Source organism: Paenibacillus planticolens, assembly GCF_013141725.1.
Classification (GTDB): Bacteria; Bacillota; Bacilli; order Paenibacillales; family NBRC-103111; genus Paenibacillus_E; species Paenibacillus_E planticolens.
Genome location: NZ_WHNZ01000029.1, coordinates 17,004 through 29,225, shown reverse-complemented (window position 1 = coordinate 29,225; position 12,222 = coordinate 17,004). Strand labels below are relative to the sequence as shown.

General features: G+C 40.6%; 16 protein-coding genes. 2 read left to right on the top strand and 14 right to left on the bottom strand.

All coding sequences use genetic code 11. From position 1 onward, the window contains the following. Window positions 1-153 precede the first annotated feature (153 nt). The 3 genes from GC097_RS14595 to GC097_RS14585 all read right to left on the bottom strand — a co-directional run bounded on the left by GC097_RS14595 (window position 154) and on the right by GC097_RS14585 (window position 2,672). Window positions 154-726: a beta-class carbonic anhydrase gene (locus tag GC097_RS14595; protein ID WP_171684032.1), complete on the bottom strand. Its 573-nt coding sequence runs from the start codon at window positions 724-726 to the stop codon at window positions 154-156. A 165-nt stretch (window positions 727-891) separates the two neighbouring features. Continuing rightward, a complete protein-coding gene (locus tag GC097_RS14590) occupies window positions 892-2,058 on the bottom strand; it encodes an ABC transporter permease (RefSeq protein ID WP_171684031.1) in 1,167 nt (388 codons plus the stop codon). Then, on the bottom strand, window positions 2,055-2,672 hold the full coding sequence (locus tag GC097_RS14585) for a biotin/lipoyl-containing protein (RefSeq protein ID WP_246294255.1): 618 nt from the start codon (window positions 2,670-2,672) through the stop codon (window positions 2,055-2,057). Before GC097_RS14585 ends, GC097_RS14590 begins: the two co-directional genes overlap by 4 nt. Before the next feature lie 241 nt (window positions 2,673-2,913). Between GC097_RS14585 and GC097_RS14580 the strand changes: the two genes are divergently transcribed. Beyond that, complete coding sequence (locus GC097_RS14580) at window positions 2,914-3,486, top strand: TetR/AcrR family transcriptional regulator (RefSeq protein ID WP_171684030.1); 573 nt, start codon at window positions 2,914-2,916, stop codon at window positions 3,484-3,486. A 130-nt stretch (window positions 3,487-3,616) separates the two neighbouring features. Here the strand turns inward: GC097_RS14580 and GC097_RS14575 are convergent, their stop codons facing one another. The 6 genes from GC097_RS14575 to GC097_RS14550 form a co-directional block, all read right to left on the bottom strand. Further along, on the bottom strand, window positions 3,617-4,441 hold the full coding sequence (locus GC097_RS14575; protein WP_171684029.1) for an alpha/beta fold hydrolase: 825 nt from the start codon (window positions 4,439-4,441) through the stop codon (window positions 3,617-3,619). 11 nt (window positions 4,442-4,452) lie between these two features. Next, on the bottom strand, window positions 4,453-5,151 hold the full coding sequence (locus GC097_RS14570) for a DUF4085 family protein (RefSeq protein ID WP_171684028.1): 699 nt from the start codon (window positions 5,149-5,151) through the stop codon (window positions 4,453-4,455). Window positions 5,152-5,249: 98 nt separating this feature from the next. Beyond that, entirely contained in the window at window positions 5,250-5,783 is a 534-nt protein-coding gene (locus GC097_RS14565) for an RNA polymerase subunit sigma (protein ID WP_216625775.1), read from the bottom strand. Between the two features lie 178 nt (window positions 5,784-5,961). Then, on the bottom strand, window positions 5,962-6,258 hold the full coding sequence (locus GC097_RS14560; protein WP_171684027.1) for a hypothetical protein: 297 nt from the start codon (window positions 6,256-6,258) through the stop codon (window positions 5,962-5,964). Window positions 6,259-6,380: 122 nt separating this feature from the next. After that, window positions 6,381-6,716: a hypothetical protein gene (locus GC097_RS14555; protein ID WP_171684026.1), complete on the bottom strand. Its 336-nt coding sequence runs from the start codon at window positions 6,714-6,716 to the stop codon at window positions 6,381-6,383. Window positions 6,717-7,093: 377 nt separating this feature from the next. Continuing rightward, window positions 7,094-7,420, bottom strand: coding sequence for a DUF7674 family protein (locus tag GC097_RS14550; protein ID WP_171684025.1), 327 nt, complete (start codon window positions 7,418-7,420; stop codon window positions 7,094-7,096). A gap of 960 nt (window positions 7,421-8,380) precedes the next feature. Here GC097_RS14550 and GC097_RS14545 point away from each other — a divergent pair. Continuing rightward, window positions 8,381-8,734 (top strand): DUF3997 domain-containing protein, encoded by a 354-nt coding sequence (locus tag GC097_RS14545; RefSeq protein ID WP_171684024.1) that lies wholly within the window; start codon window positions 8,381-8,383, stop codon window positions 8,732-8,734. A gap of 163 nt (window positions 8,735-8,897) precedes the next feature. Here GC097_RS14545 and GC097_RS14540 read toward each other — a convergent pair whose 3' ends face one another. From GC097_RS14540 to GC097_RS14520, 5 genes are all read right to left on the bottom strand, one after another. Next, window positions 8,898-9,164, bottom strand: coding sequence for a hypothetical protein (locus GC097_RS14540; RefSeq protein WP_171684023.1), 267 nt, complete (start codon window positions 9,162-9,164; stop codon window positions 8,898-8,900). 31 nt (window positions 9,165-9,195) lie between these two features. Continuing rightward, on the bottom strand, window positions 9,196-9,417 hold the full coding sequence (locus GC097_RS14535; protein ID WP_171684022.1) for a hypothetical protein: 222 nt from the start codon (window positions 9,415-9,417) through the stop codon (window positions 9,196-9,198). A 133-nt stretch (window positions 9,418-9,550) separates the two neighbouring features. After that, window positions 9,551-10,015 carry a hypothetical protein gene (locus GC097_RS14530; protein ID WP_171684021.1) on the bottom strand — a complete coding sequence of 155 codons (465 nt, stop codon included), beginning with the start codon at window positions 10,013-10,015 and terminating at the stop codon, window positions 9,551-9,553. Between the two features lie 87 nt (window positions 10,016-10,102). Then, window positions 10,103-11,368 carry a hypothetical protein gene (locus tag GC097_RS14525; RefSeq protein WP_171684020.1) on the bottom strand — a complete coding sequence of 422 codons (1,266 nt, stop codon included), beginning with the start codon at window positions 11,366-11,368 and terminating at the stop codon, window positions 10,103-10,105. 29 nt (window positions 11,369-11,397) lie between these two features. After that, on the bottom strand, window positions 11,398-12,207 hold the full coding sequence (locus GC097_RS14520; RefSeq protein ID WP_171684019.1) for a hypothetical protein: 810 nt from the start codon (window positions 12,205-12,207) through the stop codon (window positions 11,398-11,400). Window positions 12,208-12,222 lie beyond the last annotated feature (15 nt).

Genomic DNA, 12,222 nt, shown 5'->3' with positions numbered 1-12,222 from the left:
GTCAGATCCTTTTAACAGGAAAAACTCCCTCTATTTGCGCCGATTTCATGAGAATTCTCTGAATTCGGTCAAATTAACGGGAGTTTTTCCTTCTATATTCTCTGCGAGATCATCTTTCGAACAATTTAGAGGGAGATGTTCCTGTTAGCTTCCCTACGATTCCTTATGTTTATAACCGTCAACTATTAAATCCAGCTTTCCTGTTTCCGGATCGATTACAAGGCCATGAACTGGAATGTTTCTTGGCAGGAGGGGATGGTTCTTGATCGTTTGCACGCTTCCTTTGACGGAATCTTCAACACTGTCGAAACCGTGCAGCCACTGCTGCAAATTAATTCCCGAACTTTCGAGAGTGTCGATCGTTTCGGAAGATATCCCTTTCTCCTTCATTTTATTAATCGTTTCGCCAGGGTCAATGCAACCCATCCCGCAATCATGATGTCCGACCACAAACACTTCATCGGCATTTAATTCATATACAGCGACAATAATGCTGCGCATAACGCTGCCAAATGGATGTAAAACAATAGCTCCAGCATCTTTAATGACTTTGGAATTTCCATCCTTTATATTTAGTGCTCGGGGAAGAAGGTCCGTAAGCCTTGCGTCCATACAAGACACAACGACCATTTTTTTATCTTTGAATCTAGATGCTTTATATTTTTCATATTCCTTCTTCTCTACAAACTCCGAGTTAAAGTGTAGCATATCATAAAGTCGGTCCAAGCTCTCACCTCATTTTTTCTCTTGGTATCTTATCATCTTATCATAACCTACGAAGCACCCTCAACATACCATAGCGCATTCTTATTAGATGGTCCAAACACATTTTTATAAATTATTGGCTATAATCACACCTCCTCTCATAAAAATATTACAATTTATTCCATTTTAATATATTTCGCCTCCGATGATAGTATTCTGCTCCACGATGGCATTCACTTTACGCGCTTCCCGAAGCATCAGTAATCCGATGAACAAGGACGCAGCCCCAATAATGATCAGCAATGCCCCGATCTCCAAGCCATAGGCCGTTAGCGTGCCGCCCCGATACCCCATTCCTCGTATGAATCGGTTAAGCCAGTTCATTGGCAAGGGCCAAGCGGTAACTTGAAAAAAGGTCGGCAAGGCAAGCGGGGTTAGCTGAATTCCGGTCACAAGGAACGACGGATACAAGATGACGCTCATACGCGAGCTTACTTTTGACGCATCTTTGGCTGAATAACCAATAAACATCGCCAATAGTGACAAGGCCAAAGAATAAAGCAACAATGGCACGATAAAAAGATAAGGCTCCGCTACGAATCGCATATTTCCGACTTGCTTTAATAATCCATAGCTTAGAAGCAATGAAATGGCAGTCAAAACGGCATATGGCACACTGCGGACCCAAAGCTGCAGAGGCGAAAAGCCGCTCTCCAGCAGCTTCCCCTCCTTTCGAAGACGAGGAGCGATTGAGCCGGCGGCACCGATTGTCAGCATTAACGCAACAATATTCACAAAACCAATCACCATCGTGCTGATAAAGCTTGTTGTCGGATTAAACAGCATTCGCTGCTGAAGCGACAACGGGGCGATGAGCCCTTTCGACGTTTCGGGGTCAACTCCTTGCAAGGCGAGGCGGGTCATGGAATGCGTCATATTCTCCGTCGTGATGATTTCCTGAATGGCTGTGCGAATCCCGGTTAACCCCGAAGGCATCGAATTGTCCATTAAAATTCCAATATTGGAGGACAGTCCTTGCAGCTTGCGCAGCTCCAGTTGTGAGGGAAGCACAATGACAGCAACGGCTTTTTCGTTCGATAGCAATGTTTCAGGATCCATGGGGTTCGGGAATACGTTCGTCACCTTCATATATTGGGAGGCATTGATTTTGGCAGTCAATTCCCGCGAATATGCACTGTGGTCCTCGTCAATGACAACAACCGGCGATTTGTTAATCTGATTTTTGGAGAACATGAACCCGAAAAACAAAGCGGCAATGAGCGGAGCTATAAAGATGGCAATTACATATTTGCTGCCTGCTATGTATTTCCACTCCTCAATCAGCGATTTCATCGGAGATCCACCTCCGCAGTCATGCCCGGAAGGAGATCGGTGTTGGCATCTATAGCTATTCTGACGACATACATGCTTAAATCAGCTTGCCCTTTTTCGCGCGTCATACGCAAGCTCGCAAATTGAGGAGCGGAAGCAACTGTAGCGACAACTCCATCAACATTCGCAGGGCGATTCATATACGGAAAACGAACGTTAACGCTTTGGCCAACCTTAAGCTTTTGAATCTGATCTTCTTGTACATAAAAGTCCGCATAGTACGTGTTTTTTTGCAAAATGGCAACCGGCTTCCCTTGCACGAGACGATCTCCCGGCTTTACTGCGATTTGGCTAACCGATCCGTCATCCGGCGCCAACACATTCTCTTCGCCCCCTTCGGATTGTACTTTTAGTAAAGGGGTGCCTTTTTTGACGGGACCGCCAGCAGCCGCGTTGACATTGACAACTGTCCCCGCCCCCTTGTCGTAAATAACGGTTTTCTGCTCTGCCTCAAGCACGGCTTGTTTTTTGTACTCCGCTTGGCTCACGGCATCTTTTCCGTTTACAGCCAGAAGCGCACCTCCTACGACAAGCAAAATTGCAATTGCGAAATATAAACCCATTTTAAGCTTCATTGTTCAGTTCTCCCTCTATTCATTTTTTCTAAAATAGTCTGCATTTTGTTGCCAATAATCTCCTTTAATCTTCTAAAAGGAAGTTTTCATTTGCCTTACACCTCACTCTTTAAAATATGATGTTCGTAATATATTATAATCATCATATTTTAAAGCAGTCAACACTTTCGTGAAATTGACTTATTAAATTATGATATCTATAATATTTTAAAGACGAGTTTTGCATGAAGAGGTGATTGCGATGCCATATCCTGATGGCCATAAGATTAAAGTTCGGGGACGTATCATCGAAAGCGCTGCTAAAGCGTTTCGTACGAATGGAATACGCGACATCAGTGTGCCGTTCATTATGAAAGGTGCCGGTCTGACGCATGGGGGATTCTATTCACATTTTGAGAATAAAGAACAATTAGTTTCTGAAACTTGCCGCTATGCCATAAGCGATACGATCTCACTTTTGCAGAAAGCCGCTGAGATGGCGGAGGGGGGACCTAAGATTGATGCGGTTATCGATTTCTATTTAAGCTCGTATCATCGTGATCAAACGGAGATGGGTTGCATTCTCCCTGCCCTTTCCAGTGAAATATCCCGCTCCTCCGATGAGGTGCGTCAAGTCTTCTCCCGCGAGCTGCAGCGGATGATTGATTTTATTTCCGATCTGGCGCAAATCCCTAAATCAACTGGCAGTGCCCTGATTAGCATCATGGTCGGCGCGCTTGTACTGGCACGGTCGGTAAATGATGCCAAGTTTAGCGACAGCCTTTTGGCAGCGGGCAAGCAGCAGGCTAAAGAGCTAGTAAAGACCAGTCGATGAAAGCAGCGTCATGGCTCCCTGGGCACGGAATAAAAAAACCGCCATGTGATTTTTCACTTGGGCGGCTAAGTTCCGGCTAAGGCAAAGCTGTATTTACGCTTTCATTGTTGGTATGATACAAGTCTGGCCGTCATCTGTGTTTATCAACTCTGAATAGCCAATCCTTCACCAAACTTATAGTTGTTTCCCTTTGTTCAATTTGAATCATATGCCCTGCTTGATCAAGTATTGCAAAAGATGCGTGGTTAAATTTTCTCAAAAGTTTCATCTGATCCTCAAATCCGCATATCGAATCCTGCCTTCCCAAAATAATAAGTGCCGGCTGTTGCAGTTGTTCAACATTGCTGAATGGCTCAAACTTAAAATAATAGCCCTCTTTTCTCCAATCGGAGGCCAAAAATTCGCGATTTGCGACCGAACGTCCTGGCTGTATTTCTTTTAGGAAAGTTAATAAATTTGATTTGTTCTGATATACCATGAGTAATTGAAATGCATTACTTATATCCTCATCAAGCTCTCCAAATAAGCTATAGTCCTCTTCACAAACAACCTTTGCCGGTAGTTTTCTCTCGCTCCCAGGTAGATGAATAACAGGCGCAAGCAGGCATATACCTTTTATTGACTCACTTCTTTTGTGAATAATTCCTTGTGCTAGATAACCCCCGAATGACGCTCCAATCACTGAAAACATTTGATTAGGAAGAACTGTATCAATAAACTCCATGATCATGTCCAGCATATCATCCGTACCTTTTACTTGATCGGTTATTGCACTTTTTCCATGGGCGGGAATGTCCACATAAATTCTCTTCCATTCATTTCTCTCTATAAAAATAGGTTCAAGCCACGACTTCATGGATCGATGATCTGTCCCCATCATATGTAACACAATAATAGGGCTTCCCTCTCCACAAACTTCATAATTAATTATCCCCTTACTAACTTGACATTCCATATTAAGCCTCCCTAAGTTCTAACCAAAGCGAATTTGAAGCCCTTAGCGATAATCCGCAATTCATGCAGGTGTACGAATTCTTCGGAAGAGCCCGAGTTGGCATGAAGCAAAGCTCTAAAATCCACATGGCCTTCCGGCGTCAAATGAACTTCATCGTACAGCCACCAATCTCCGTCTACTCCCTCAGGTATTTCGTAGCTTAGCACATCTTCGAAAGTCAGATATCCCGTGCCGCATAATCCCAACGAGCTTTTCCCGTCCAGTATGACAATGACACTGCTGTCTTCGGGTGAATTAACAGATATGATTTTGGCATCATGAAGGTCATGTTTTTCGCGCATCACCGTAAAGCTTTGGGGAAGCGTAACACGGATTTCCTGATACTCCTCCCAGCTATTCCGGCATGTTTCTTCCCACGCTTTCTCATGATCCTTAGCCATTTGATTGATATACACGGTCAATTCTTCGGAGCGCCCTTCGGTTTCCGCTACGAATTGCGCAAATATGGCGGATACGCGAAAGTCCGGCAAATACTTGAGTAAAAGTGGTTCAATGAGCAGAAAATGCTGACGTACCTCGGAGCGGTAGTCGCGCCCTTGGGTTATGTACCATTCTTTCAATTCTTCGCTTTGCTCGTTTAGATGCGGGGCGACTTGCAAATACCCGTAGACCTGCATTTTTTCATACATCGCTTTTGTAAAATAGCGCATGATTCCAGATTAACCCCCATGATCGGCATATTTCGGCACCTTGGAGCCACCTCAGGAGCTCCTTTATTATCGTTCCTCGTTGAACGAAGGTATTTTAGTTATTGAATAGGTTGAAATGAAACACTCCAAATACCATCATCATTTTTAATCATTTTAAAGCCTGATTTGCTTTTTGCTTCTTCGATTGATTGATACTCAATATACCCTTCAAAATCGCTTGATTGTACGAATTTCCCTTTGTCAATATTAGCAAATGTTTTAAGTATTTGTTCTTTTGTTCCTCTATCCGAACTTGGGATTTTTTTATCTTCTTCTTTTGACCATTGAACATACCCGCTTTTATTAGTGTATAGTGCATATACAACATCATTTTTATTGTCCAATCTTGCTTGAACATATAACTTTGCTATACTAATTGGTTCTAACCCTTTTAAATGCTGTTCATTTAAGTCTTTTTGAAAGTTGTAATACACCTCTTTTTCTCGGTCTGATAATTTAAAATCTGACGTTGAGGTTGTAGGTGTTGTCTGAAGTGGCGTCGTGTCAGCGTTCTTACTTTCCTTGCTAAAGCAACCTGTAAGTGCGGCAAGTATTACCACCAATGATAAAACCGTTTTCATCTTCATTTTCATTTAATAACAGCTCCTATTCATCGGTATTTTAAAAGCCGCATTTTTGTGTCATATATATTCTGTCAGTAATATTGTGTGACCCCTTCTTCCATAAGTATAAACAAGTTAGTGTGAGGTGTCGTATAGGAAGCTCAATGTATAAATGAGAAGAAGGGCCGCCTAATCTAACTGTTCTGCGTCAGCTCAAAGATTTATCGGAAAATGATTTACCCCAATTGATAAACTTTTCCCAAATAAAATTATCAAATACAACCTCTTTATCAAATCTATAATGTTGCCCTAGTTCCTTCCATTCCGAAAAATCAAAATTTGATGGATACTCTCCGGTATTTGTAAGCTCAATTAACAAACCTTCATAGGCCATCTCATACTCATCATGACGAAAATAATGCAATACTTCATCAATTCCTTCACTTGCCAATAAGCCTTTTGATGCTTCTATATATCTCTCTAATTGCCGTTCAAATAAAAACATAACTAAGCTCCTTCATTATTCAATTAACCTCCTGTTTACCTTAAAAAGGGAACAGCTACCAGCTGTAACTATCTACTCCCGTATTATTCAACTACCACTCACCGTTAGTGGAATATCAAAATCTACCCGACATATTGAAGAATTAACTGATATAATGCTATGGAAAATCCTAAAATACTCGCTTTCATTTTAGATGTATGATTTCTTTTGCTGCGAAACAAGTAAAAGAAAACCACTATAAATCCCAAGGGAATCCATAGCTGAAAGACACCATCTGTTGTACCGCGAGAAAAAATTGGAGTAATGAAAGTGCTAATCAAAAAGTAAAAGAAAACCGTAAAACGTCTTGTTTCTAATTGCTTGCTCCACCTTATTAAAAAGAAAATAATAATTATTGCAATAATCGTAATGTGTAAAGGGGGGAGAACAATAGCAGCGTCCCCAAATTTGAATTCCATTCTGCATTGCCCTCCTTTTTTTAGTGCATCACCACTTATGGTTCGCATGAAGACATATCTTCCTCCGTAAATATCATTTTACCTTATTCCTACTTAACAAACCTCCATTTACTTCAATGAAAATTAGGGAGCAACTGCCGCGGCAATCTACTCCCTGAGTATTATGCTAAAGTGTCCCGTTAGTTTAATCCCAAAATGCCTCGGGCAGACCAAGGACCGAATGACCCGAAGCGTGAATATGGTGTTAGATGAAGTCACCGACACCCTGAATAATCTAGAGAGGCGTTCTTATATATCCTTATCTGGACCGCCTACGTAACCTGTCTTTCCATTCCAAAAATCAATTAAATTATTCCACCAAATTTTTGATTCAGTTCTTAAATAAATATTAAATTCATTAAGCTCAATATTCTCTCGTAGTAATTTGTTCTGAAGATCTCTAGAAATCCAATAGTTGCCCATTCCTTAACATAATCGTCTCCATTAAGATGTAATTCTTCTATGCAATCAAAAACCTTATCTAGTTCTTCAATGCATCTCTTCTGGTATCTCTCAAACATATGATCAATAAAATCTGTAATATCTACATAAAGTAGTCTTTCTTCCCCTACTTCATAATTATCTTTCAGGTAAATCGAATACCTATTTTTGTAAGACAGACAGGCCTTTATTATCATGTCCATTACTTGTTCTTTCTGAATCATCTTCGAGCACACCTTTCAATAGTTCTTTAAATTCCGCACTTGGTGAGTTCATCCACTCGTCATGATCCAATTTTTTCCTGTAAGTTTAAAGTCATAACCTAGACTGGTCACTTCTGGTGACTTTTTAATTTTCTCCATCCTTGCCAAAGCAACATTGGAACTGAAATTATTGCAGTAATAAGCATGCTTTCACTGTGAAGGTAATTAAAAAAGTCGTTTCGAACTGTTTCAGGAGTAACTACTATTCTGTATAAAGTATTAAAAAATACCCATATCCAAAATAACATTATTATGTAAGGAAGTACTTTGTTAAAAAGCACTTTATAAATATCTTGTAGACGTTTAAATGGTAGTAATATTAAAATAATTACTAAAGCAATAACCAAGTAAATCAATATATTTTTTATAAAAAAGTCCACTTTGCTCCTCCCACTACTCAGAATGCAGTAGTATTTTTTTTCATTCTGTTTCCATTTTATGTTATACTACCCGTTAGTTTGACCACCTGCAAAAAGAGACCCACAGCTACGGGCTGCGGGTCTAAGTTTTATATTTTAAAGGGGGTCAGGGTTTATTATAGGCTTGATTCATTAATGCTGTATGAAAATAAGATTTCAATTATATTACATTTACATTCACTGAACATATGTACTCCGTTAGTGTCTTTATAGCCACCTTTGAAATGATAATGCTCGTACTTGCTTCTTGGCGCTAGGAGTAAGTGATCTCAAAATCTTTCAGCTAGTTTGATATAGTTACTTTCGTTTATAGTGGTTACATAGGCAATCTCAACTCTGGGATATTGAACGTCCCTTATAATACATTCAGGTATAATAGTTAGAATATTATCTGTTGAGGTGATATGAAATTAGCAAAAAAAAGATTGGCAAAATAGTTGGATACTCCATATTAGGTCTTGTATTAATAATTGTAATTCTTTCTTTTATATTCTACAAAGGATTGCTGGATTTAGAGAAACGCCAGCGAGGTCTTGTCGAGCTCCCCAACAACTATGGTGTCTTTCAGGTCAGTAGAGAAGGGCCTTATGAAATCGCTGTTTTGAATAATGATGATAAACAAGTTGTAAAACCAAATATTTTAGAGATCGCTTGGGATGAACGGTATGTATTATTTAAACGTTCAGATGGAACTGAGGAAGAAATTGGTGTTCTAGATACAAAAACAAAAGTAATAAAGAGCCTTTCTTATAGTTCTGATAATTTACAAAAAATGAAGTCAGACTTTGGCATAGCCCAAGATATTGCTTTAAAAAGTGTAACTGGCTTGTGGCCTGATGCAACTAAAATGAGATAGAAATAATAATCGATTATCTTTTTATTGTTTTCTGTCTATTACTCAGTCCTCTGCGAGCCCGGCCAGGGTTACATGCAGAGGATTCTTTCTTTAGTGTAATTTTAATAATATGGGTTTTTATTTCTTTATAATATGCTGTGCCACTTATTGCTTTGAGCACATTTTAGTTGTGAATAAGCATATCAAGATAATCTACTGCTTCTTCAATTGTATCAAAAGCTAGATCGTGACTATTAATAGAAATATCGAGAGGAAGAATATTCTTTCTGTTTGTTAAACCCACTCCTATGCCAGGGACTACTTGTATCTCAAAATAATTTAACTTACCATCATTCAAACTTATCCAAAAAGTAACTCCCGATTTTTCATAATATACATCCCAACCTAGAAATCTATTTTCTATTAGCTTTTTGATTCTATCATAATCCACAAGCTTACCTCCCCCCAACTATCGTTTCTCCTCATTCAGTTTTTTCGTTTATCTTTTCATTAAAAACTTGGTAATAAAACTCATATTTTTCAGGAAGTCGCTGTTTTAAGAAACTCCAAAACCATTTCTCATCAAATTCATCTGGTCTATTAGCAAGAAAATCAGGTAAGTTATGGAACACATCCGCAATATTGTTTATTTCATTCAAATTATGTTTAGCCTGAGCCCAGGATGCTGGATTCCACCATTTCATACGATGAGCATAAGAAGCGCTTCTTATATCTAAAAGTACACAATAAAATAAATATACGTAGGCTCTTTCCTTTAATCTTTCCGTCTTATACCACTCCCCCGGCTAATTTTTTTTAGAATGTATGCTTCAAGTACTAGCCTGAATATTGTTGTTTTAATACCTTGTAATAAAAAGAGATATCATCTTCTTTACCATTGAGAATTCTCTTATTTACCTTTGCTGGCGGATAAACTTCTGTTGAACTTACCACCAAGGAAATTGCATTATTAAAGTTTTTACTCATTTCCCAATCTCCTCCTAGATTCCTCCTGATTACTTCACCAAGGTAACCTCCCCAAACCTTACTCATTTGCAGAATCTGTTCTTCCGAGGGACCCTTACTAAATAGTTTTTTTATGCCTTTTGGTATTCCTTGATGATACCTTTCTAATATTTCATTTACTGTCTCTAAGCTTTCTTCTGAGTAATCAAGTTTTAGTCCCATTTTGGATGCTAACTCAATGGCATCTTCGGAATAAGCTATCATCATGTCGTTTACCGTAAACTGAGTCATTTTTGTAATTCCCCTTAATAAAGAATTGATATCCGACTTTTTCATTTTGTTATTTATATCTTCAACTGACCATTACCCATTAAAAAGAGGAGCTGCCGCGAGGCAATCCCCTCAACTATCGGTACTTCCTCATCAGTTGATCAAATCTGGTTTTTCTGGCACCCACACGATGCCGCTGTAAGTTGAAATGTGATACCAATTGATCCCCGGTGGGGAAATCCACTTTTCAAATGAGAGGGCTTCCTGATCGTTGAAAGTGCCCGCATCATGGTGAATTTCCCCCGTCAACGGAAAATAGTAGGTCCTTGTGTCTGGCGTTAATTTTACTATTTCTTGTGTTTCAGTAATGCCCTGAGGCCTTTCAAGCGGCGCTCTATCAAGATTGACCACTTTCCATCCGAATGGGGTTAGTATACGTGCCCATCCGTCATTTATTTTATCGGCTACATAGGATCCCGGCTGCAGCCAGTTTTGCAGACTAAGGCTTGAGTCACCGTCGATGTCGAAGTATCGCGTGGCGGTTCGAAGTGTGATCTTTTCGTTAGATAGGTCAAACTGTATCAGTGGCGCACTCTCATTTTCAAAAAGAGGAAAGGTCTTAACCCATTTGAACGTTCCATCCTCTAATTGAATCTTGAACCAATTTTGAATTTGAATCTTCACATTGAAAAAGGAGCTCGCAACGATTTGAACGACACCTGGATTCGCTTTCACTCCTTGTCCAGCTACTTCGTAAGGATAATCGTACAGCAATTCGCTCCCAGTGAGTTTAATGATCCTGTCATTCGGCCGCTCATTCTTCTGTATGTCTTCTGGTACAAACGGGTCAACTATCCACTTCTGCCCCTGTTGCTTCGTAGAAATTCGATACCAGATCGGAGCCTCGAGCATTGCTCTTGCGGATGTAGCCCCTTTGTATAAATAACGATACATGGCTGTTACATGAACCTTTTGTGGCGAAAGCACTTCTTTGGGTGATTCGTCCTTCGAATACACACCGACATGGGGCTGGTCATATAACTTCATTTCTTCAACAATGGTCATTTCCCGATCCATTTCCCAATAGTCGCCAGCGGTGATTTTGTCATTATCCTCGATCCATTTGTTCCCCATCCAAGTTTTAACAAGGATATACCCTTTACCTCCTGCGTTTGCTAAACAATCACTTTTATTTGGAGCACTTGGAGCACAGTCCGCCACTTTCAACATCTGCATGCCGGATATTGAGCCAACCACTGAATCCGGATTATGATAGTCATCCAATACTGTCGTCTCCGCCAGGACAACCAAATTTCTATTTGCCATCAAATCGATTGTCGCCATTGCTTGAGTGCCCATAAAACTTAATCCACTAAACAACACAGACATCGCCAGTATACACTTAACAACCTTTTGCATTGCACACCTTCCCCTACTCCTAACAAAATTTAATCACCCTGCATTGCGCTGCTCGTGCGAATCCAAAACTTTCCGGAATCTGTCTCGACACAAGACCATTCTCCCGAGTTAGTAAAAATCGTATAGGTACCGGGCTGCAGCGATTCGGTTTGTTCAAACTGCTCGTAGGGTGCGCTGAACTTTCGTGTCTCCGTATGCAGCGTAACCTGCATGCTGATGTCATTGCCCAGCAATAACCATCTTTCGTTGTTTGGCAGCGCTACCTTCAACCAAGTGGTGTTTTCGAATGGCCTGCCACCCTTCATCCATACGGCCTTGACAGGGAATTTGCCAGGATCAACCGTTTCCCCCTGCTCCTTAACAGCCAGCGGATACGGATACACGCTTGCAGTTTTCGAAAGAAAAACATTGAACGAAACGTCCGCGGCTTTTACATCTTCCCAAATAAATGGTTCGAGTACCCATTTGACGCCGAACTCCGTTTCGAAAAGCGCTGTGTCCTGCACTAAGGTGATGACGCGATCCAATTGGCGATAGCCGCCGGTTGCCACCTTATCGCTAGCTTGAATCCACTTGTCGCCAAGCCACGTCTCAACTAGAAACCATTTGATTTCCTCATTCTCGTCCCATTTCGGCACCGTTTCCTTGACTTTAAGCTCCTGTGTTGCGGAAATTACCCCAACCTGATGCTCTGTGTCGCGATTATCGTCGTAGATAGGCACATCCTTAAGCACCACCAGGCTGGAAACAGGTAAATTGGCGCTCGCTGGTGACGCGTACACAATGGAAGCCAACATAAGTGCTAAGTACAAAACGGCATACAAATACCCTCGTTTCATTCGCAAACCCCTACC